The organism is Bradyrhizobium sp. CB2312 (genome assembly GCF_029714425.1).
Classification (GTDB): domain Bacteria; phylum Pseudomonadota; class Alphaproteobacteria; order Rhizobiales; family Xanthobacteraceae; genus Bradyrhizobium.
In genome coordinates this window covers 6,465,413-6,487,602 of the sequence record NZ_CP121668.1, presented here as the reverse complement: position 1 = coordinate 6,487,602, position 22,190 = coordinate 6,465,413, and the positions used below count along the sequence as shown (strand labels likewise).

The 22,190-nt window shown below is 63.9% G+C and carries 18 protein-coding genes; 12 read left to right on the top strand and 6 right to left on the bottom strand.

What is annotated here, in order from left to right; genetic code table 11:
• Nucleotides 1-117: 117 nt before the first annotated feature.
• Nucleotides 118-1,053, bottom strand: coding sequence for an SDR family oxidoreductase (locus QA642_RS31775; protein WP_283080390.1), 936 nt, complete (start codon nt 1,051-1,053; stop codon nt 118-120).
• A gap of 299 nt (nt 1,054-1,352) precedes the next feature.
• Here QA642_RS31775 and QA642_RS31770 point away from each other — a divergent pair, with 299 nt between their 5' ends.
• From QA642_RS31770 to cydB, 11 genes are all read left to right on the top strand, one after another.
• A complete protein-coding gene (locus QA642_RS31770) occupies nt 1,353-2,408 on the top strand; it encodes a catalase family peroxidase (RefSeq protein WP_283087015.1) in 1,056 nt (351 codons plus the stop codon).
• Nucleotides 2,405-2,968, top strand: a complete 564-nt coding sequence (locus QA642_RS31765) for a cytochrome b/b6 domain-containing protein (protein WP_283080389.1) — start codon at nt 2,405-2,407, stop codon at nt 2,966-2,968. Before QA642_RS31770 ends, QA642_RS31765 begins: the two co-directional genes overlap by 4 nt.
• A gap of 60 nt (nt 2,969-3,028) precedes the next feature.
• Nucleotides 3,029-3,529: a DNA starvation/stationary phase protection protein gene (locus QA642_RS31760; protein WP_283080388.1), complete on the top strand. Its 501-nt coding sequence runs from the start codon at nt 3,029-3,031 to the stop codon at nt 3,527-3,529.
• 227 nt (nt 3,530-3,756) lie between these two features.
• A complete protein-coding gene (locus tag QA642_RS31755) occupies nt 3,757-4,356 on the top strand; it encodes an HdeD family acid-resistance protein (protein ID WP_283080387.1) in 600 nt (199 codons plus the stop codon).
• 3 nt (nt 4,357-4,359) lie between these two features.
• Nucleotides 4,360-5,196 (top strand): formate dehydrogenase accessory sulfurtransferase FdhD, encoded by an 837-nt coding sequence (gene fdhD / locus QA642_RS31750; protein ID WP_283080386.1) that lies wholly within the window; start codon nt 4,360-4,362, stop codon nt 5,194-5,196.
• 15 nt (nt 5,197-5,211) lie between these two features.
• Nucleotides 5,212-5,874 carry a YoaK family protein gene (locus tag QA642_RS31745; RefSeq protein WP_283080385.1) on the top strand — a complete coding sequence of 221 codons (663 nt, stop codon included), beginning with the start codon at nt 5,212-5,214 and terminating at the stop codon, nt 5,872-5,874.
• Between the two features lie 179 nt (nt 5,875-6,053).
• Nucleotides 6,054-7,490 carry a class II fumarate hydratase gene (gene fumC, locus QA642_RS31740; protein WP_283080384.1) on the top strand — a complete coding sequence of 479 codons (1,437 nt, stop codon included), beginning with the start codon at nt 6,054-6,056 and terminating at the stop codon, nt 7,488-7,490.
• 68 nt (nt 7,491-7,558) lie between these two features.
• The gene (locus QA642_RS31735; RefSeq protein WP_283080383.1) at nt 7,559-7,963 is read left to right on the top strand and encodes a hypothetical protein; all 405 of its coding nucleotides are present in this window, start codon (nt 7,559-7,561) and stop codon (nt 7,961-7,963) included.
• 42 nt (nt 7,964-8,005) lie between these two features.
• Nucleotides 8,006-9,544 carry a malate dehydrogenase (quinone) gene (gene mqo / locus QA642_RS31730; RefSeq protein WP_283080382.1) on the top strand — a complete coding sequence of 513 codons (1,539 nt, stop codon included), beginning with the start codon at nt 8,006-8,008 and terminating at the stop codon, nt 9,542-9,544.
• 18 nt (nt 9,545-9,562) lie between these two features.
• Nucleotides 9,563-10,963, top strand: a complete 1,401-nt coding sequence (locus QA642_RS31725) for a cytochrome ubiquinol oxidase subunit I (RefSeq protein ID WP_283080381.1) — start codon at nt 9,563-9,565, stop codon at nt 10,961-10,963.
• A 2-nt stretch (nt 10,964-10,965) separates the two neighbouring features.
• The gene (gene cydB, locus QA642_RS31720; RefSeq protein WP_283080380.1) at nt 10,966-11,952 is read left to right on the top strand and encodes a cytochrome d ubiquinol oxidase subunit II; all 987 of its coding nucleotides are present in this window, start codon (nt 10,966-10,968) and stop codon (nt 11,950-11,952) included.
• A 118-nt stretch (nt 11,953-12,070) separates the two neighbouring features.
• Here cydB and QA642_RS31715 read toward each other — a convergent pair whose 3' ends face one another.
• Nucleotides 12,071-13,318 carry an oxalate decarboxylase family bicupin gene (locus QA642_RS31715; protein ID WP_283080379.1) on the bottom strand — a complete coding sequence of 416 codons (1,248 nt, stop codon included), beginning with the start codon at nt 13,316-13,318 and terminating at the stop codon, nt 12,071-12,073.
• Nucleotides 13,319-13,565: 247 nt separating this feature from the next.
• On the opposite strand from QA642_RS31715, the gene QA642_RS31710 reads away from it, so the two are divergent.
• Nucleotides 13,566-15,863 (top strand): FdhF/YdeP family oxidoreductase, encoded by a 2,298-nt coding sequence (locus QA642_RS31710; RefSeq protein WP_283080378.1) that lies wholly within the window; start codon nt 13,566-13,568, stop codon nt 15,861-15,863.
• Between the two features lie 17 nt (nt 15,864-15,880).
• Here QA642_RS31710 and QA642_RS31705 read toward each other — a convergent pair whose 3' ends face one another.
• The 4 genes from QA642_RS31705 to QA642_RS31690 all read right to left on the bottom strand — a co-directional run bounded on the left by QA642_RS31705 (nt 15,881) and on the right by QA642_RS31690 (nt 22,185).
• A complete protein-coding gene (locus tag QA642_RS31705) occupies nt 15,881-17,254 on the bottom strand; it encodes an ATP-binding protein (protein WP_283080377.1) in 1,374 nt (457 codons plus the stop codon).
• A gap of 218 nt (nt 17,255-17,472) precedes the next feature.
• The gene (locus tag QA642_RS31700) at nt 17,473-17,889 is read right to left on the bottom strand and encodes a thioesterase family protein (RefSeq protein WP_283080376.1); all 417 of its coding nucleotides are present in this window, start codon (nt 17,887-17,889) and stop codon (nt 17,473-17,475) included.
• Nucleotides 17,876-21,016, bottom strand: coding sequence for an efflux RND transporter permease subunit (locus QA642_RS31695; RefSeq protein WP_283080375.1), 3,141 nt, complete (start codon nt 21,014-21,016; stop codon nt 17,876-17,878). The genes QA642_RS31700 and QA642_RS31695 overlap by 14 nt, the downstream gene beginning before the upstream one ends.
• Complete coding sequence (locus QA642_RS31690) at nt 21,013-22,185, bottom strand: efflux RND transporter periplasmic adaptor subunit (protein ID WP_283080374.1); 1,173 nt, start codon at nt 22,183-22,185, stop codon at nt 21,013-21,015. Before QA642_RS31690 ends, QA642_RS31695 begins: the two co-directional genes overlap by 4 nt.
• Between the last annotated feature and the right edge of the window lie 5 nt (nt 22,186-22,190).

The following is a 22,190-nucleotide window of genomic DNA, read 5'->3' as shown; positions in this document are numbered from 1 at the left end:
GGTAAAGGATTGGGCCGTATCACTTTCGTCTGGGTCTCCGAGGCGAGAGCCGCCCTGACGCTTCGCGCTGCTCGCTCATTCGTACGCGGATATGTTCGATTTGAAGGGTAAGCCCTTCTATCCGATGGATGCGGGCTTGAGGATATCTTCCAGTCCGATCCGCCGGAGCAGTTCCGCGCGAACGCTGTCGGCGACGGCGTCGACGGCTGCGGCTCCGTCGTCGTCCGGACCGACATGGACGCGCAGGGGTCGCTGACCGAACGGCATATCGACAACATCGGCGATGGCGGCGGCAACGTCCCGCGGCGTTTGATCCTTCGCCGGAAGCTCCGCAAGGCCCGATAGCGCGGTTTCGCTCACGTCGGCCGTCGGACCATCCGCGTATTCTTCGGTCCGCATGGTGTCCAGCGGCCTGCCGGAGCGGATGTAGTGACCGGGCCCGAGTGCGCTCGGAACGACAATGGTCGTCTCGATGCCCCAACGCGCGAGCTCGCCGGCATAGCCGATCGCCAGCGCATCCAGGGCAGCCTTTGACGAGGCGTAGGCCCCCAGGAATGGAACAGAGCCGCCACGCGCGCTGCTCGACGAGACCCAGATCAGCAGGCCCTGGCCCTGCTTGCGCAACTGTGGCAACGCGGCCCGATTGAGCCGTTGCGCACCCAGCACGTTGGTGTCGTAGAGCTCGGCGAGCTGGTCTGGGGTAAAGGCCTCCGCCGGACCGTAGACGACCTGCCGGGCATTGTGCACGATCACGTCGAGGCGGCTGTTTTCGGCGACGATGGCATCGATGGCCGAGTTCACGGAAGCTTCAGAAGCGACATCGAGCGCGATGGCTCGGAGATCCATGCCGTGTTGGCTGATCTTCTCGCTGCCGCGCTCCTCGTGGCGATCCATTTCCCGCATGGACACGTAGACCGTGTGGCCGGCCCGTGCCAGTTGCTTGCAGGTGTTTCGTCCGATGCTGTTTGAAGCTCCTGTGACGACGATCACTTTGCTCCTTCGGTTCCCAATCGCATTCCAGCTTCCGCGAGAGCGCCAGCGCGACACGTTCATCGCTCCCCGATCGACCGCTGTCCTTGCGCGAAGAGCATCTGACATAGGCGCCGGCACAAGTCGGGTCTTTCGCGCCCGGTGGGTAATTTTCAATTCGCACGAATTATTTCGAGAAGGCCCGAAAGCGGCTGCGGGCTCGCCTCAGTACTGACCGGACAAGCCGGGGCGTGCCTTCTCGAAAATGGCGGCGGATTTCAGAAGATCGCGGCTGTGGCCGCCGGCTACAAGAAACCTGCGCCGTTCGACAGGACGGTCGTGTGGCCGGAGGTGGACCGGTTCGCGCGCTGCAAGGAGAAGTGATGAATCCGTCAAGTAACCTGCCGCGTTCGGGGCTGGGATCGCTCGTGTTGATTGCGGCCGTCCTCGGAGGCGGTGCTGTCGCGTTCGCCTACACGGCAGGTTGGCTTTCGCCCGGGCGCCTGACACCGGAGCGGATGATCGCGGCGCTGACGCCTCCGAGCGGCGCGCCGCTCGGACACCGGCGAAATCATGCCAAGGGAATCTGTTTTACTGGCGTGTTCGAGGCCAACGGAAACGGCTCCGAACTGTCCCGCGCCAGGGTGTTCGAGCGAGGCAGCTATCCGGCGCTCGGCCGCTTCAATCTCGGCACCGCTGACCCGAATGCCGTGGACGCGACAGTGCGCGTACGGGGCCTGGGATTGCAGATCACAGCGGCGGACGGCGAAGAGTGGCGAATGGCGCTGATCAATCCGCCGTTCTTTGCAGTGTCGACGCCGCAGGCGTTTCACGACCTGCTGATTGCATCCGGCAAGAAGGATCCGGAGGCAATGAAAACGTTCATCGGGGCAAATCCGGAATTCACTGCCTTCGCGTCCTGGGCAAAGACGGCGCCGTGGACCGCCAGCTATACGGAGGAGCCTTACCATGGGCTCAACAGCTTCATCTTCACGGACGCGAAGGGTGCCGAGCACGCGGTGCGATGGTCGTTGCTGCCGACCGCGGCGGTCGTTCCGATATCGCAAGCCGAGCTGGAAAAGCGTGGTCCCGATTTTCTCGAGCAAGAGATAACGGAGCGGGTCCGGGTTGCCGGACCGCAACGCTGGACCATGATCACGACTGTCGCTGATCCCGCTGATCCGACCGCGGATCCGAGCAAGGCCTGGCCCGAGGCCCGCCGCACGGTGCAGGTCGGAACGCTCGTCGTGCGGCGGATCGAACCGGAGCGGGATGGGCCCTGCCGCGACATCAACTTCGATCCGACCGTGCTGCCGCGCGGAATCCGGGTGTCGGACGATCCGTTTCCGGCCGCGCGCTCGTCGGTCTACCGCAAGTCTTATGATTTGCGCGCGGCCGAAGCCGGCGACTATCCTCGAACCGAGGCGGCCAGGCCATGAACAGCGCGCCCCGGCGTTTCGCCCCGATCCAGCGGATCCTGCACTGGCTGATGGCAGCGTGCATCATTGCCATGCTCTTCATCGGCGTTGGCATGGTGTCCAGCGTGGCGCCGACATATCTGCCGTTCATCCTGATCCACAAGACGCTCGGCGTCACTCTGCTGATCCTTGTTGCGATCAGGCTGGTACTGCGGCTCCATTACGGTGCACCGCCACTGCCGGCCGATCTTCCGCCGGCGATGAAGCTGGGAGCGAGATTGTCGCACCTAGCCCTTTATGGCCTCATGATCGTCATGCCGTTGCTGGGTCTCGGCCTGCTTTGGGCCGCGGCCTATCCGGTCGTCCTGTATGGCGGAATTCGAATTCCGGCGTTGCTGCCGCAGAGCGACCGCGCGCACACGCTTCTGTGGGATGCTCACTACTATCTGGCTTTCGCGTTCTTTGCGCTCGTGCTGTTGCATATGGCGGCAGCGCTGTTCCACGCGCTGATCCGCCGCGACGGCGTGTTCGGGACGATCGCGCTCGCGCCATGGCGCAACAGGACGACGCCGGCAGATTGAGCGCTTCGTGTGCCGGCGAAACGCGCGGCTCAAGCTTTTCAACCGCAAAGGATGACGACAATGACCAAAGCAGACCTCCAAAGCCCGACGGACCTCGGGGCCAACGCGAACCGGGACATTCCAGCTGCGCTGAGGGCGCTGCTGGCTGACGTATTCGCGCTGTACTTGAAGACCAAGAACTTCCACTGGCACGTATCGGGCCGACACTTCCGCGACTATCACCTCCTGCTCGACGAGCAGGCCGAGCAGATCTTTGCCATGACCGACGACATTGCCGAGCGGGCACGCAAGATCGGCGGAACGACACTCCGGTCGATCGGCCAGATATCGCGCGAGCAGCGCATTCTCGACAACGACGCCGACTATGTCGATCCGCAGGATATGCTGGCCGAGCTGCGCAGCGATAACCAGCAGCTGACGCGGGAAATGCGTCGGGTCCACGAGCTCTGCGACGAATATGGCGACGTCGCGACCGCAAGCCTTTTGGAAAACTGGATCGATGAGACCGAGCGGCGGATCTGGTTCCTTTACGAGACCGGCCGAAGCGGCCCGGAATCGTAAGCACTGGCATGTCATGCGGCCGGAATGCGAGCCCGGCCGATAGCTGCGACGACACGGAGGCGAGGGCGACCCTCGCCTCCGTCTATTGTTTGCTGATCGTCATTGATCGATCAAGCTGCGCGCGCGTCCGTATCGTGCGGACCAAACAATATTGCTGCATCCTCGAAAGATGAATCCGAGCAGATATCTGTACGCTTGACCGCATCCATACGTACAAGGGTCAAGCCATGACGGATTTGTCGAACTCGAAGGCGTCGCTCGGAAGGGCCATCCACGCGATCACCGGAAAATGGGGCTGGTTCGTTGCGCTGGGGGTCGGTGAACTGATCCTTGGGGGCATTGCGTCAGCTAATCTGATGGCAGCAAGCCTCGCCTCCGTGCTCGTCATTGGGGCCTCCATGGCGGTCGCCGGGGTCTTCCAGATCGTGCATGCCTTTTCGGTACACGGCCTGCGGGGCTTCCTGTTCTGGCTGCTCGCCGGGATCGTCTATGGCGCTGCCGGAGCCGTCATCCTCTACGATCCGCTGCTGGCTTCGTTCACGTTGTCGCTCGTGGTATGCGCCTTCCTGGTCGTGGCTGGCGCGACGCGGATCTGGGCGGGTTTCCATATGCGGCCTGCCGCGGGCTGGCGCTGGATCGTGGCTGCCGGCGTCGTGACGTTCTGCGTCGGTGTCATGCTGATTGCGGTCTTGCCTGCCGTCGGCTTGTGGCTGCTCGGTGCGATGTTGGTCGTTGATCTGGTTTTCCAGGGATGGGGTTTCATTGCTTTCGGGCTGGCGCTCAGAAACCGGGCCTCCCGGCATTCGACCGAGCCGGCGACTGTGTGAGCCATGGCGACGGGTTCGACATTCACCCGGCACCGGGAGATCGCCTGGCGCGGCGGCCGTACGATCTCGACGTCGCGACTGGTTGCCGAGGAGAGCGCCATTGCGCTCACTTACAACGGATCGACCCATGCGGTGATGATGGGAACGCCGGCCGATCTGGAGGATTTCGGTGTCGGCTTCAGCCTCACCGAGGCCATCATCGACCGTGCGAACGAGATCAGGAGCATCGAGCTGATCTCGAACGAGCTCGGCATGGAAGTGCGGATGTGGCTCGATGGCGATTGCGCCGCCTCCCTTGCCGCGCGCCGCCGCGCCATCAGCGGGCCGGTCGGGTGCGGGCTATGCGGCATCGAAAGCCTCGAACAGGCGCGCCGTACGCCCGCGCGGGTTGAGGGTCGCGGTATTGCCTTCCACGCGCGGGACCTGCTGAACGCCATGCAGGCGCTGTCTCCTCTCCAGACATTGAACCAACAGACGAGGTCCGTTCATGCGGCGGCCCTCTGGCATCCCCGCAGCGGCATTACCCTGGTCAGGGAGGATGTTGGCCGGCACAACGCGCTCGACAAGCTCGCCGGTGCGATCGTCCGCGATGGCAACTCGGCCAGCGGCGGGGCCGTTCTGCTGACGAGCCGCGTTTCGGTAGAGATGGTGCAGAAGGCAGCGATGATCGGTGCGCCGGTCGTCGTTGCCGTCTCCGCGCCGACCGCGCTCGCCATCCAGACCGCGAATGACGCGGGAATCACGCTTCTCGCCGTCGCCCGCGATGACGGATACGGCGTATTCACGCATCCGCGCCGCGTTCTGCTGCCTGAAGAGGCCGCGCTGCGCGCCGGCTGCTGACCTCCGAATATGGCGATGCAAGCCGCATCAACCGAGCCCTTGGCCGAGACACGCGTCGAAGCCGTCGCTCCGGAACGAACGCTGCTGGTTGCCTCTCTGCTCAGCATGTCGGGCGGTTTCCTCGACGCCTTTACGTGGCTGTCGCTTGGCGTTTTCGCGAGCTCGCAGACCGGAAATGTCGTCTTCCTCGGGATCCATGCCGAGTTTGGGCAATGGCACCGCGCGCTTCACCATGCCCTTCCGCTCGTGGCCTTCGTCCTCGGCGCGGCCGTGGCGGTCCGCTCCCGGGCGCCGCTACGCTGTCTCGCCGGAGAGATCGTCTGCCTGGCGGCGGCATTGCTGTTGTTTCATCACGTCCCCGATCAGATCGTGATCCTCGTCATCTCCTTTGGCGTCGCATTGCAGTCTGCGAGCTTCAGGCGGATTGGGGACTTGAACTATCTCTCGGTCGCCGTGACCGGAAACATGCTTCGCGCCATCGATCAGAGCTTTGCAGCGTCCGATCGCGATACAGCGCGCGGCACCGCAACCATGCTCGCGCTTTGCCTGATGTTCCTGATGGGGGCCGCCCTCGCGGGTTGCGTGACGAGGTGGCTGGGAACATGGAGCCTCGCTCTGCCGATCGCATTGTCGGCATGCGTCCTCTGGCTGTGCCGGCATCCGGGCCATCGGCACTGAATCTGCGTCAACGCTTCGAACCTTTTTTACTCGCAGCCGGCCTGTTCGCATGTCGCGGTGCGCACCATGCCATTCCGCAAAAGTACGTTCGTTCGCGGAAGCGTGCGCGCGGTGCGGGCCCGTACAATTCGACCAGCGCCGCCAGGTGCACCCGACATGAACTGTCACGAGAGGCAAGAATGAGCGACTTTCGCAAAGAAACAGACAGCCTGGGTGAGGTGAACGTTCCCGCGGATAGGCTTTGGGGCGCGCAGACGCAACGTTCACTCGAGCATTTCAGCATCGGCAGCGACCTGATGCCGCGTGAGATGATCCAGTCCTACGCGATCCTGAAGAAGGCTGCCGCGAACGCCAATGTCGCCAGCGGCCGGCTCGGCGGCAAGGTCCACAAGCTGATCGTCCATGTCTGCGACGAGATTCTCGCAGGGCAGCATCACGACATGTTTCCCCTCCACGTCTGGATGACGGGGAGCGGAACGCAGTTCAACATGAACGTGAACGAGGTCATTTCGAACCGGTGCTGCCAGCTCGCTGGCACCGCTCTCGGCAGCAAGCTGCCGGTTCATCCGAACGATCATGTCAACATGTCGCAATCGTCGAACGACAGCTTCCCCTCGGCCATGTATGTCGCGGCCGCGCTGAACGTGACGGAGCGCCTCATTCCCGCGGTCACGGCTTTGCACGACGCGATCGCAGCGAAGTCGAGTCAGTGGGACGACATTGTCAAGATCGGTCGGACCCACATGCAGGATGCCACCCCGCTGACGCTCGGGCAGGAGTGGTCCGGCTACGCCGTCATGCTCGCCGACAATCTGGCCCGCATCAATGACGCGCTCAAGGGCGTCTATCGACTTGCGCTGGGCGGCACGGCCGTCGGCACCGGCATCAACGCAGCACCGGGTTTTGCTGAAGCTGTCGCCGCCGAGATCGCGCGGTTGACCGGCTTGCCCTTCGTCAGCGCACCGAACAAATTCGCCGTGCAAGGCGCGCACGACGCGCTGGTGCAGCTCTCGGGTACACTGCGTACGCTTGCCGGCTCGCTCTACAAGATCGCAAACGACATCCGCCTTTTGTCCTGCGGTCCGCGCGCGGGCTTTGCCGAGCTGCACATTCCCGAGAACGAGCCGGGCTCGTCGATTATGCCGGGCAAGGTCAATCCGACCCAGGCGGAAGCGCTGACGATGATCGCGGTGCAGGTGATGGCGAACGACGTTGCCGTCGGGTTCGGCGGCGCCGGCGGCTACCTGGAGATGAACGTCTACAAGCCGCTGATCATCCACAACATCGCCCAGTCCGTCACCATCCTCACCGACGGCTGCACCAATTTCCGCACCTTCCTTGTCGAGGGGACCGAGCCGAACCGCAAGAAGATCCAGGAGTATGTCGAGAGGTCGCTGATGCTCGTGACGGCGCTGGCGCCGGTGATCGGCTACGACAAGGCATCGCGGATCGCGCACTACGCGATGGACAACGATCTCACCTTGAAATCGGCGGCGCTGAAACTCGGCTTCGTGACCGAACCCGAGTTCGACCGCATCGTGGATCCCGCCAAGATGGTCAAGCCCTACGTTGCCGAGATCAAGGTGCCGCTCGCTATCGGGGCGAAAGCCGGTTGAGCGAGGACCATGATCCGGCCTGTACGACGCCGCGCAGGCAAAGCAACGTCAATGCAAGGAGAGACACCATGATCCGCTGTGTGCGTCTATGGACGGGAGAGGACAACAACTCGCATTTCGAGGAAGGGTACCTCGAGCTAGAGCCGGGCCAGCGTGGCGACTTCCTCACCGGCAAGATCGATGCCGCCAGTGTTTCCTTCCAGGAGACGGAATCGGGTGGCGCTTTCGCCTGGCACACCGCGCCGGTCCGCCAGCTCGTGATCACGCTGAGCGGAACGCTCGATTTCCAGACGCGGGACGGTCACCACTTCCTGATCCACCCCGGTAACGTCTTGCTGGCCGAGGACACCGCGGGTTCAGGCCACAGCTGGAAGCTGACCGACGATTCCTCCTGGCGGCGTGCCTACGTGATTCTGCGGCCCGGAGTGGAGGTGCCGTTCCGCGCCAAAGCGCGGCAATCGGTGCGGGCCTGACCGAGCCATCCGGAATAACAACACCCAATGAAGGAAAAAGCCATGTCAGCAGCTTCTGACCGCGAGATCGACGTTGTCCTTATCGGCGCAGGCATCATGAGCGCGACCCTCGGCTCCTTTCTTAAGGAGCTCGAGCCGTCGCTGTCGATCCAGATGTTCGAAGTGCTCGGCGATTGCGCGCAGGAAAGCTCCGATTCCTGGAACAATGCCGGGACTGGCCACGCGGCGAACTGCGAGATGAACTATACGCCGCAGCGCCCCGACGGCAGCATCGACATCTCCAAGGCGCTCCAGGTCAATGTCGAGTTCGATCTATCGCGGCAATTCTGGTCTTACCTCGTAGGGCGGGGGGCGATTGCGGACCCGCGGGCCTTCATCCACCCGGTTCCGCATATGAGCTTCGTGCACGGCGCGGAGAACGTTGAATTCTTGCGGAAGCGGTTCAAGGCGATGTCGGCTCATCATTGCTATGAGGGCATGGAGCATACCGAGGATCCCAAGAAGATTGCCGAATGGGCGCCGCTGGTCATGGACGGAAGGAGTGGCGACGAGCCGGTTGCAGCAACCCGGATCATCACCGGCACCGACGTGGACTACGGAGCGCTGACGCATCTGCTGGTTAGTCATCTCGTCAGCCAGCCTGGCTGTGCCGTTCACTACAACAGCTGCGTCACCGGACTTGACCGGGAGCAGGGCGGTCGGTGGCGGATCGAGGTCCGCGACACCCCAAGCGGCGAGACGCGGTCGGTTCGCGCGAAGTTCGTCTTCATCGGCGCCGGCGGCGGCGCGCTGCCGCTGTTGGAGAAATCGGGCATCCCGGAGGGGCGCGGCTATGGCGGCTTCCCGGTCAGCGGCATCTGGCTGCGCTGCGACGATCCGGAGATCAACCGGCGCCACCATGCCAAGGTCTACGGCAAGGCCGCGGTCGGCTCTCCGCCGATGTCGGTGCCGCATCTCGACACCCGCGTGATCGGCGGCCAGCGTTCGCTCCTGTTCGGTCCGTATGCCGGCTTCTCGAGCAAATTCCTCAAGCACGGCTCGCTGCTGGACCTGTTCGAGTCCATTCGTCCTGCGAACGTCAAGCCGCTGCTGTCCGTGGCGCGCGACAATTTCGACCTCACCGAATATCTGGTCGGGCAGGTACTGCAGTCCGAGGGCCACCGTCTGGCAGCGCTCGACGAATACTTCCCGAAGGCCGATCCGAAGGACTGGAGGCTGCAGGTGGCGGGTCAGCGCGTCCAGATCATCAAGCCCGACGTGAAGCGGGGCGGTCTGCTCGAGTTCGGGACCGAGTTGGTCGGCGCGGACGACCATTCGCTGGTTGCGCTGCTCGGCGCTTCGCCGGGTGCCTCCACCGCGGCGTTCATCGCGGTCAGCGTACTGGAGAAGTGCTTCGCCGGAGAGCTGACGGCAAGCGCTTGGCTGCCGAAGCTGAAGCAGATCATCCCGTCCTATGGCGTGTCGCTGATCGAGGATGCGGCTTTCTGCCGCCAGATCCGCGCCGCGACGGCGGAGGTGCTCAAGGTCGACAATATCCCGCCGCCGGCCGCACGCGCACCGGCGGTTGCCAAGCGAGCGTAAGAAGGGAGGGGGCTTGTCATGGACCCGACGGCACTTCTCCTCTCGCGGCTGCAGTTCGCCTTCACGATCTCATTCCACATCATCTTCCCGGCATTCACGATCGGGCTTGCCGCCTGGCTCACCGTGCTCGAAGCGATGCACCAGTACAGCGGCAGGCCCGTCTACCGGACCCTGTTCGAGTTCTGGCTCAAGATCTTCGGCGTCGCCTTCGGCATGGGCGTGGTATCGGGCGTGGTGATGGCGTTCCAGTTCGGAACGAACTGGAGCGTGCTCTCGAAGATGTCGGGGCCGATCCAGGGGCCGCTGCTGTCCTACGAGACGTTCACCGCTTTCATGCTGGAGGCCGGCTTCTTCGGCATCCTCATCTTCGGCCGGCCGCGGGTGCCGCCCTGGTTCTACCTGTTCTCCACCGCGATGGTCGCGCTCGGCACCACGCTGTCGGCATTCTGGATCATGGTCAACAACAGCTGGATGCAGGTGCCGACCGGTTATGTCCTGCAGAACGGCCAGTTCGTTCCGAACGACTGGGTACAGATCCTCTTCAACCGGGTGGTCTGGGTCCGCTTCCCGCACATGCTGCTCGCCTCATATCTCACCGGCGCGTTCTGCGTGGCGGCGACCGGCGCCTGGTATCTGCTGCGGCGGACCTATAGGGCCGAGGCGCATGTGATGCTGCGCATGGGTCTTGCGCTCGCGGCGGTGCTGCTTCCGGTGCAGCTCTTCATCGGGCACCTCGTCGGCGACTACGTCCACGACTACCAGCCGGCCAAGTTCGCCGCGATCGAGGCGCGCTGGCATGACGAGCAGCCGGCCTCCGAGGTGCTGATCGCGATCCCGGATTCGAGCACCGAGTCGAACAGATACGCCATATCGATTCCGGTGCTCGGCAGCATCATCGCAAGCATGAGCCTGACCTCGAAGGAGGTCGGCCTCACCAGCTTCGCGCCGCAGGACCGGCCGCCGGTGGCGATCCCGTTCTTCGCCTTCCGTATCATGGTCGGCTGCGGCTTCGTGATGCTGGGACTGGCTTGGCTCGGGAGCTGGCTCGGCGTCAAGCGCCGGCTCGAGCGGAGCCGCCTGCTGCTCTGGGGCATCTTCCTCAGCTTTCCATTGCCCTGGATCGCGATCCTGACCGGCTGGTACACGGCGGAGGTCGGTCGCCAGCCGTGGACCGTCTACGGCGTGTTGCGGACCGCCGACGCCGTGACGCCGTTCCTCACGGCGTCCGCCGCGATGACCTCGCTGATCCTGTTCGTCGCCGTCTACGCCTTCATCTTCTCGTTCGGGACCTATTACATCTATCGGCTGCTGCGCGCCGGACCGGGCGGGCTTGGCGGCAAGCCATTGCATGTTCCGGTGCCCAACCGGCCGATGTCGCTCGCCGACAAGATGCCGGCGATCGCCGAGGCGGGAGAATAGCCATGGTCATGTTCTGGGTTGCACTTCTTGCTATCAGCATCCTGATCTATCTACTCCTGGACGGCTTCGACCTCGGCGTGGGGATGCTGTTTGGCTTTGCCGGCAGCGAGGCGAATCGTCAGGCGATGCTGCGCACGATCGCTCCCGTCTGGGACGGCAACGAAACCTGGCTGATCGTCACCGGCGTGATCATGTGGGGCGCGTTTCCCCTGGTCTATTCCATGCTGCTGTCCGCGTTCTATATCCCGGTACTGGTCATGCTTCTGGGACTGATCCTGCGTGGGGTGGCATTCGAGTTTCGCGGCAAGGCATCGCGCTCGCGCTGGATCTGGGACGTCAGCTTCATCGCGGGATCGTTTGCCGCGAGCTTCATGCAGGGCGCGATGGTGGGGGCGCTGGTCGAGGGACTTGAATTCTCGAACGGCGAATATGCCGGAGGCACCTTCGGCTGGCTGACGACCTTTTCGGTCTTGTGCGGGATCGGCCTGTGCTTCGGTTACACATTGCTCGGTGCGTGCTGGCTCGTGAGGAAGTGCGATGGTCCCGTCCGCGACGCGACGCGGCATCTGGTTCCGTTGCTCGCGGTCGCCGTGCTGGCTTTCCTCGTCGTCGTCTTCACGCATGCCCTTATCGAACACTTGCCAATTCTGCGCCGATGGATCGAACGGCCTTATTTATTCGTGTTTCCTCTCGTCGGCGCGGGTGCCGCCGCGGTGCTCGCCACGAGCATCGTGCGCCACGACGACTATTGGCCCTTCCATATGGTTTCGTTGATCTTCGCCACGGCGTTCGGCACGCTCGCCTTGTCGTTTTGGCCCTACATGATCCCGTTCGTCGTGACGATCGACGAGGCCGCGGCGCCTCACTCAAGTCTCGCATTCATGTTCTGGGGTGCCGGCCTGTTCGTCTTTCCGCTGATGCTACTCTATGTCGCGATCGGCTATCGCGTCTTCCGCGGCAAGGCGGCGCCGGCGGCCGATCACTACTGACGGCCGCACAGCTCGAACTTGCTGTGAGTTGTGATAAAAAGAAAGGCGCCGGTTTCGGCGCCTTTCTCATTTGAGTACCCCAAGTCTTTCAGGACGAAGTCTTTCAGGACGAAGTCTTTCAGGACTTGGGCATGACGCCCGGGCCGTTATCGGGCCATTGTGCGATCAGCTTCTCGTCGATGTTGAGATGCTGGGCGACCAGCTTCGGCGGCGTGTGCGTCAGCCAGTTGGACAGCGAGACCTCCTCGTAGCGCGGTGCACGGAATACGCCGACGAACTGCAGCTCGGTGTCGCCGACATTCTCGACATAATGGCCGAGATTGCGCCGGACATAGCCGATGTCGCCGGCCGAAAAATCGGTCGTCAGCGCATTGGGACCGGTGTCGAACACCGTCATCCGCGCTTTGCCCTTGATGTAGTACTGCCATTCGTCGGCGTTCGGATGCCAGTGCATCTCCCGCACCGCGCCTGGTGGCATCGTGACCAGCGCCGCGGCGACCGTGGTCGCGACCTTGAAGTTGCTGCTGTCGGCAACACGGATGCTGCCGGCCGAGCTCTCCTTGACCGGGGTCGAGCTGCCGAGCGAATGGATGAAAGGATAGGGCGGCGCCTCCGCATGCTTGGCCACTGCGGCGCGATCGGCGGCGAGATCGCCGGGCAGGGTGCCCTGGAAGATCCAGCGATTGTGCAGCGGAATCTTGGCGAAGGCCTCCGCCGGCACGCCGAAATTCTTCGCCAGCACCTCGGGCGGCGTATGGGCGAACCAATCCGTGACCAGCAGCGTGTTGAACTCATTCGCATGGCCATCATCGAAGCAGATCACGAATTCGCAACCGTCGGGGCCCAGGCCCTGCAGCGAATGCGGCGCGCCCGGCGGAAAGTACCAGAGGTCGCCGGCCTTGAGGTCGCCGACATAGGGGCGCCCCTGCGTGTCGAGCACGGTGATCCGACAGCTGCCGTAGGTCATGATCGCCCATTCGGCGGCCTGGTGCCAATGCAGCTCGCGGATGCCGCCGGCGGCCAGGCGCATGTTGACGCCGGAGATCTCCTTGGAGATGGCGAAGTCCTCGACGGTGACCTGACGGGCCCAGCCGCCATCCTGGATGCGTCTTGGCGCGTTGTTGAACGAGGCCCAATCCATCTGCAGCCCGCCGACATCTGTCGCCGGCGGGGTTTGCGCGGAGGGGAATTGCTTGGCCAGCGCCGGGTTCTGGGGACCCGGATCGGTCAGGCTTCCTGGGCTCCTGGCATTCACGGCGCCTTGCGGCGGCTCGTCCGGATTGCCGAAGGTTGCGGCTTGCGCACTGGAGCCGACCATGGCGGCGCCCGCCGCGGACATGGCCAGCAGATCACGTCTTGAAAACATCTTGGATGGCTCCTGAAACTGTCGAAAGCCCTCCATCGCAATGGGGCTCCAACCTCGGACCCTAGTTTCCGCTTCCCGTTTCAGCTTCCGTGAACGGCGATCTTTTTGCCGGAATGCACTGGCTGCTGCTGCCGGCAGGCCGGGGCCGAACGTGGCAATTGCGAAATTGTGCTTCGTTTTGAAAAGACAGCTCTGCCTACACGATCCTTAACTGACCGGGCGAATTGCCATACCGAGAGATGTCCAGATGACCACGAAATCGGTTCGTCCTTACCGTGAACCCGCCGGCGGCTGGGGTGCACTCAAGGCGCTCAGCGAGGCGCTTCTGGTGCAGCGGGTGCCGCTGAAGGGGGCGGCGACGCTCCGTCGGATGAACCAGCCGGAAGGCTTTGATTGCCCCGGCTGTGCCTGGCCGGATCCGAAGCACACGTCGTCATTCGAATTCTGCGAGAACGGCGGCAAGGCGATCGCCTGGGAGGCGACGTCGAAGCGCTGTACCCCCGAATTCTTTGCCGAGCATACCGTTACGGAGTTATCGACCTGGAGCGACTACGATCTCGAAATGGTCGGGCGGCTCACGCATCCGATGGCCTATGATGCCGCATCCGACCGCTATCTCTCGGTGGAATGGAGTGACGCGTTCGACATGATCGGCCGTGAGCTTAAGGCGCTGCCGGATCCGAACATGGCGGAGTTCTACACGTCCGGCCGGACTTCGAACGAGGCCGCCTTCCTCTATCAGCTGTTCGTGCGTGAATACGGCACCAACAATTTCCCCGACTGCTCGAACATGTGCCATGAGGCGACGAGCGTCGGCCTGCCGCACTCGCTCGGGGTCGGCAAGGGCACCGTGCTGCTGGAGGATTTCGACCAGGCCGATTGCATCTTCATCTTCGGCCAAAATCCCGGCACCAACAGTCCGCGGATGATGACCAGCCTGCGCAATGCGGCCCGCCGCGGCGCCTCCATCATCTCATTCAATCCGTTTCGCGAGCGGGCGCTGGAGCGTTTCCAGGCGCCGCAGAGCCCGGTCGAGATGATCACGCTGTCGTCGACGACGATCAGCTCGAAGCTGTTCCAGGTGCGCGTCGGCGGTGACGTCGCCGCCCTCAAGGGGATCATGAAGGTCCTGGTGGAGACCGACGAGGCGGCCCGCGCCGCGGAGCAGCCTGAGATCCTGGACTGGGACTTCATCCGCGGGCACACCGTCGGCATCGAGGCGCTGATCGATGATCTCAAGCGCACGCAATGGCCGGGCATCGAACGCCAGTCCGGCCTGACGCGCGAAGACATGGAATATGCAGCCGGCGCCTACATGAAGGCGGAGCGCGCCATCCTCGTCTACGGCATGGGCATCACCCAGCACTGGCGTGGCGCAAACAACGTGCAGCAGATCGCCAATCTCGCGCTGTTGCGTGGCAATGTCGGGCGCGAAGGCGCCGGCGTCTGCCCGGTTCGTGGTCATTCCAACGTGCAGGGGGATCGGACCGTGGGGATCACGGAGGTTCCCAAGGCGGACTTTCTCGAGCGGCTGGAGCAACGCTTCGGCTTCAAGCCTCCGTCCGCGCCGGGGCACAATGTAGTGACCGCGCTGGAAGCGATGATCCGCGGCGAGGTGAAGGCCTTCTTCGCGATGGGCGGCAATTTCGCCGCTGCCATCCCGGACTGGCAGGCGACCCAGGCGGCGCTCGGCAAGCTCGATCTGACCGTCCACGTCTCGACCAAGCTCAACCGCAGCCACCTGATCCATGGCCGCGCTGCCCTGATCCTGCCGTGCCTCGGCCGCACCGAGATAGATATCCAGGGGACGGGTCCGCAATCGATCACGGTGGAGGACTCGATGTCGATGGTGCATGCGTCCGGCGGCCGCAACAAGCCGGCATCCGAGCATCTGCTCAGCGAGGTCGCGATCATCGCCGGCGTCGCCAAGGCGACGTTGGGGGAGCGCAGCGTGGTCGACTGGGACGGTTTCGTTGCCGATTACGACCGCATCCGCGATGCGATCGAGGCGGTGTTCCCGATCTTTCAGGGCTACAACGCCCGCATCCGCGTTCCCGGCGGCTTCCATCTCACCTCGACGGCGCGCGAACGTATCTGGGCGACACCGTCGGGTAAGGCCAACTTCCTGGTCTTCCCGGGTTGCGGCGAGGACCCGCCGGAGAGTGATGACGATTCCCTGTGGCTCACGACCATACGAAGCCACGACCAGTACAACACCACCCTCTACTCGATGTCGGATCGCTACCGGGGCGTGTTCGGCCAGCGCGACGTGGTGTTCCTCAACGAATACGAGTTGAAGAGGAGGGGATTGGCTGACGGCGATCGCGTCGACCTGATCACCGCCTCGACCGACGGGGCCGAGCGGATCGTGCGCAACTTCCGCGTCGTGGCCTATTCCTTCCCGACTGGCTGCTGTGCAGCGTACTACCCGGAGACCAATCCGCTGGTGCCGCTCTATGCCCGCGACCCCCTCAGCTTCACGCCGTCATACAAGGGTGTCCCGATCCGTCTGGTGCGTTCGGCCGGCCTGGAGCAGCAGGGGTAACCGCGGAAAAGCTGCGGTCAGGCATCCGCATGGAGATCGGACCGCGGCGAATCCGCCGCGACGGAAATCGGCAGGGTAAACCAGAAACGGGCGCCGCCATGCGCGGCACTGTCCTCTGCACCGATGCGTCCGCCATGCGCTTCGACGATCGACCGGCAGATGGGAAGTCCCATGCCCATGCCGCTCTCCTTGGTCGTGAAGAAGCTCTCAAAGAGCCGGCCGGCATGTTCGCCGGCGATGCCCGGGCCGTTGTCCTCCACGGAGCAGCACATCATGGTCGCGTCTTGCGTGACTGTGCTGATGACGATCCTGCGATCGCCGCCTCCCGCTTGTCTCATCGCCTGGATCGCGTTGATGGCCAGATTGACGATGACCTGCTGGAGCTGGGTGCGGTCGCCGAACACCTGCGGCGCGGCCGGGGCCGGCCGGTGCAGGATCGTGACGTTGTGGGATTCGAGCTCGTGCCGCAGGAACAGAAGCGCTTCGCGAATGATCTCGTCGAATGACAGGGATGCCTGCTCGGGGGCTTTTCGCGAGGCCATGCCGTGGACGCGCGCCACGATGTTTGCGGCGCGTTGGGTATCCACGACGATGTTTTCGATGGTCTTGCGGATCTCGACGATATCGGGAGTCGGTCGGTTCAGCCATCGCAGCCCAGCGGCGCCGTTGGTGGCGATGGCGGCGAGGGGCTGATTGACTTCGTGGGCGATCGAGGCGGTGAGCTCGCCGAGCATCGAGACGCGCGCGGCATGTGCGAACTCGGCCTGCACCTGCTGGAGCTTCTGCTGGGCGCGGACGCGCTGTGAGATGTCGATCGTACCGACCAGGCTGACTTCGAGATCGTTGATCGGGCCGACGCGGGCGGTCGTGAAGAGAACGTCGATGACACGGCCGTCCCACGTGACCATCCTGGTCTCTTCCTCGAAGTTCGTCTCGCCGCGATAGCGGGATTCCATCGCGCGCCGGAACGTGTCGGGGCGTTCCTTCCAGCTGTCGGCCAGGGAACGTCCGACATAGCCTTCCGTGCCTCCCCCGAACATCTGGATGGCGTGCTCGTTGGCCTCCTGAAACGAGAGCGCGTCCATGCAGGTCCGCAGAAACTCGGGATGGCTGTCGAAATAGGCGCCGAGATCCTTGACGCCCTCGGCGCGCAGCTTTCGAAACAGCGCGACCAGCCTGCTGGCGTCGAGCTGCCGGAATGCGATCGGCATCCGGCTGAACAAATGGCGGTAGCGCAGCTCGCTCCGCTCCAGCTCGGCGTGGGCCTTCTTCAGGGCCGTGATATCCATGATGGCGCCGACGAGCGTCAGCGAAGCGGCGAGGAAAGCAGCGAAGGCGATCGCTGTGAAATTGTCGCCGAGCAGTGAACAGGCGAAGGACAGCAGGGTCAAAACAAGGCTACCCCAAGCCCACAGCAGAATCCGATCCTGGATTGTCTGGATCGGTAGCAAACGGTGCCACCATCGCTGGGGCTGTACGGGATTAGAGCCATCCAGGCGTTCGAGCATCATGCGGAAGGTCTACCGGGCCGCCGAAGGGTGGTCTTTTGCGTTTTCGCAGACGCTTTGTCAAAACGCACGAACCCGCGTTCGGGTTGCCGGCCTGCGACCTAGGCCATCTCCGCCACAGGCGTCGTAACGCCGAATCGCCGCTCGAATTCGGCGACATCAACGACGCCACGGCGGTGGGTGCCGTCGCCGATCCTTCGGTCGCCATCCCAGGCCTCGACCTCGAACAGAATGCTCCTGCCTTCGATCGCGATGACCCGTGCCACCGCGCGCACCGTGCGGCCGACCGGCGTCGCCGCGAGGTGTCGGATATTGACCATCATCCCGACGCTGACATGGCCTGCAGGCAGGAAGGGCTGAACCGCCGAACCGGCGGCCATCTCCATGTGCAGGATCATCAGGGGGGTGCCGTAGACGGCGGGCATGCCCGGCACCACGTGGCCGACCGTCATCTCGCTCGTGACGGTCACCAGCTTTTCCGCCGTCATGCCGGCCGTCACTTTCTCAAGCGGATTCATGGCTCATTCCCGTCTCTGCCTCGGTCGTGGATGGGATGGATGTCTCGGTCCGCGGCTTGCGCCCGGTGAGCCAATTGCCGAGCCGGTCGAGATAGAGATAGACGACCGGCGTGGTGTAGAGCGTCAGGACCTGCGACAGCATCAGGCCGCCGACGATGGTATAGCCAAGCGGCTGGCGCAGCTCCGCGCCGGTGCCGGAGCCGATCATCAGCGGCACGCCGCCGAGCAGCGCCGCCATCGTCGTCATCAGGATCGGGCGGAAGCGCAGCGTGCAGGCCTGGTAGATCGCTTCTTCCGGGCTGAGCCCATGCTGGCGCTCCACCTCGAGAGCAAAGTCGACCAGCATGATGCCGTTCTTCTTGACGATGCCAATCAAGAGGATGATGCCGATGATGGCGATGACGCTGAGGTCCATGTGGACCGCCAGCAGCAGCAGCAGCGCGCCGATGCCGGCCGAAGGCAGCGTCGACAGGATCGTAATGGGGTGGATCAGGCTCTCATAGAGAACGCCGAGGATGATGTAGATCACGATCAGCGCCGCACCGATCAAGAGCGGCGTGCCTCGCAGGGACGACTGGAAGGCCTGGGCGTTGCCCTGGAACGAGGTCGACAGCGAGGCGGGCTTGCCGGTGTCCTTCTCGATCTTCTGGATCGCCGTCACCGCATCGCCCAGCGCCACGCCGGGCTTCAGGTTGAACGAGATCGTCACCGACGGAAACAGGCCCTGGTGGTTGATCAGGATCGGCGCGGGCTTGATCACGCTGTGAACCAGCGTGCTGAGCGGGACCTGCTGGCCGGTGGCCGAGTTCAGGTAGATGTCCTTGAGCGCCTCGGGGCCGTACTGGAAGCGCGGGTCGACCTCCATCACGACGTGATACTGGTTCAGCGAGGTGAACATGGTGGAGACGATGCGCTGGCCGAAGGCGTCGTCGAGCGTGTTGTCGATCGTCGTGGGCAGGATGCCGAAACTTGAGGCGACTTCGCGATCGACGGTGACCTCCAGCCGCGGACCGGCATTGGCCTGGTCGCTCGCGACGTCGGTGATGCCGTCGAGGGCGCGGAGCTTCTCCAGGAAGATCGCAGCCCAGTGGTTGAGCTCGTTGGAATCGGCGTCTGTCAGCGTGTACTGGTACTGTGTCTTCGAGAGTCGTGCGCCAATCGTGATGTCCTGCGCCGCCTGCATGTAGAGCGTGATGCCCTGGATGTGGGCGAGTTGGGGGCCCAGGCGGTTGATGATCTGGTCAGCGCTGGCCTTGCGTTCGGGCTTCGGCTTCAGGACGATGAAGATGCGCCCCTGGTTGAGCGTTGCGGTCGGGCCGCCGGGGCCGATATAGCTTGCCACCGATTGAATGGCCGGGTCCTTCAAGAGGATGTTGACGATCGCCTGCTGGCGTTCGGACATCGCTGGGAAGGAGATGTCCTGGGCGGCTTCGGTGATGCCGACGATCTGTCCGGTGTCCTGCTGCGGGAAGAAGCCCTTCGGAATGATCACGTAGAGATAGCCGGTCAGCGCGATGGTCGAGAGCATCACGAGCAGCGTCACGAAGCGATGGCGTAGCACGACGCGCAGGCCTCGCGCATAGAGCGCAAGCAGGGCATCGAAGCCTCGCTCGAAGACGAGGTAGAGCCGGCCATGCTTCTTCCGCGAATCGTCCTTCAGGAGCCGCGCGCACATCATCGGCGTGAGCGTGAGCGAGATGACCAGCGACAGCAGCAGCGAGGCGGTGATCGTGACGGCGAATTCCTGGAATAGCTTGCCGACATAGCCGCCCATCAGGAACAGCGGGATGAAAACCGCGATCAGCGACAGGGTGATGGAGACGATCGTGAAGCCGATTTCGCTGGAGCCCTTGAGCGCAGCCTCCATCGGCGTCATGCCCTGCTCGAGATGGCGCACGATGTTCTCGATGACGACGACGGCATCATCGACCACGAAGCCCACTGCAATCGACAGCGCCATCAGCGAGAGGTTGTCCAGGCTGTAGCCGAGCACGTAAAGCACCGCGAATGTGCCGACCAGCGCCAGAGGAACGGTGATCGCCGGGATGATGGTGGCCCAAAAATTCCGCAGGAACAGGAATATGACCATCACCACCAGGGCGACCGTCAGCATCAGCGTGAATTGAACGTCGGAGACCGCGGCGCGGATGGTGGCGGTGCGATCGGCGGCGATCGTCACCTTGATCGCCGGCGGAACGGAAGCCTGGAGCTGCGGTAGCAGCTTCTTGATGCGGTCGACAGTCTCGATGACGTTGGCACCGGGGACGCGCTGGACGGCGAGGATGACGGCGGGCTCCTTGCCGTACCAGCCGGCCAGGAGGTCGTTTTCGGGCGCCTCGATCGCCGAGCCGATATCGCGCAGGCGCACCGGCGAGCCGTTGCGATAGGCGATGATGAGGTCTTCGTAAGCGGAGGGCTTCAGCAGCTGGTCGTTGGTGTTCAGCGTGTAGGTGACGCGCGGGCTGTTGAGCGTGCCCTTGGGCAGGTCGACATTGGCGCCGGCGATCACGTTGCGGACATCCTCGAGGCCGAGACTGCGGGCGGCAAGCGCCTGTGGATTGACGCGGATGCGGATGGCCGGCTTCTGCTGTCCGCCGATGCCGACGAGGCCGACGCCGGGAACCTGCGAGATCTTCGGCAGCAGGATGTTTTCCGCATAGGCGTCGACCGTGGTCAGCGGCAGCGAGTCCGACGTCAGCGCGATCAGCATGATCGGCGTCTCGGCCGGATTCACCTTCCTGATCGTCGGCGGGTAAGGGATGTTCTGCGGCAGGAACGGGCTGGCGGCATTGATCGCGGAGAGCACGTCGACCGCAGCGCTGTCCACGGTACGCGACAGCTCGAACTGCACCGTGAGCTGGGCAACGCCGAGCGCGCTGGACGAGGTGAGCTGGGTGACACCTGGGATCTGGCTGAGCTGCTGTTCGAGCGGCGTGGCGACCGACGAGGCGATGGTTCCGGGGTCGGCGCCGGGCAATTGCGCCGAGATCTGGATGGTCGGGTAATTGACGTTCGGCAGCGCGCCGACCGGCAGCAGCGGATAGGCCGCAAGGCCGAGCAGCAGCAGGCCTGCCATCAGCAGGGCGGTCGCGATCGGGCGCAGGATGAACGGCGCGGAGAGGTTCATGGGATCGCATCCTGCACGGCGCTCTGCAGGTCGGCTTCCTGCGCGGCCTTGTCGTGCAGCTCGCGAACGCGGCTGCCTTCAGTCAACCGATACTGGCCGTCGACCACGACGACCTCGCCGGATTTCAGCCCATGGTCGATCAGGGCCTGGCCATCGCTGATCTGCGCGACGTGAACGGAACGCAAGGCCGCGGTCTGGTCGGGAGATACGACATAGACATAGCTGCCGTTCGGCCCCTGCTGTACAGCCGAGCCGGCAACAGTGAGCGCGTTCTTCTGAATCTCAAGCAGCAGGCGTGCGTTCACCAGCTGGCCCGGCCACAGCCGATGCTCATGGTTCGGAAACACCGCCTTGAGCTGGACGGTGCCGGTCGTGCCCGCGATCTCGTTGTTGACCAGCAGCAGCGTGCCTTCGTCGAGCTTGATCTTGTTGTCTTGGCTGTAGGCGATGACCTTCAGCTCTCCCTTTGCTGCGTGCTGCTGGATCACGGGCAGGTCGGTCTGCGGCAGGGTGAACAGCAGCGAGATCGGCTCTATCTGCGTGACGACGACAAGACCGTTCGGGTCGGTCGGATGGATCACGTTGCCGACATCGATCTGGCGAACGCCGGTGATGCCGGGAATCGCCGACGTCAGGCGCGTGTAGCTGAGCTGGACATTGGCCTCGTCGATCTGGGCCTGGTCCGCCTTCACGGCGGCCTTGAGCTGCGCCACCTGCGCCGTCTGCGTCTCGATCAGTTGCGGGGTCGCATAGCCCTTGTCGCCGAGCCGATTGTAGCGGGACAGGTTGGCCTCGGCATTGACGAGCTGCGCCTGGTCCCTGTCGCGATTGGCCGTCAGCTGCTCGATCTGGGCCTCATAAGGCCGTGGGTCGATCTGGGCGAGCAGATCGCCGGTCTTGACGGTCTGTCCCTCGGTGAAGGCGATCTTGACGATCTGCCCCTGAATCTGGCTGCGCACGATGTCGGTGTTGTAGGCAATCACCGTGCCGATGCCGCGCAGATAGATTGGGACGTCCTTGCCGGTGACGGTGGCAGCAACCACCGGCACGGCGACGGGTACCGGCGCGGCCGCGACGGCCGGCTTCTGATCGCTACTGAAGAACCAGAGGGCTCCGCCGATCAGGATCGCGGCGAGAGCAACGGATGCAATGGTGAGGGTCCGCTTCACGGTGA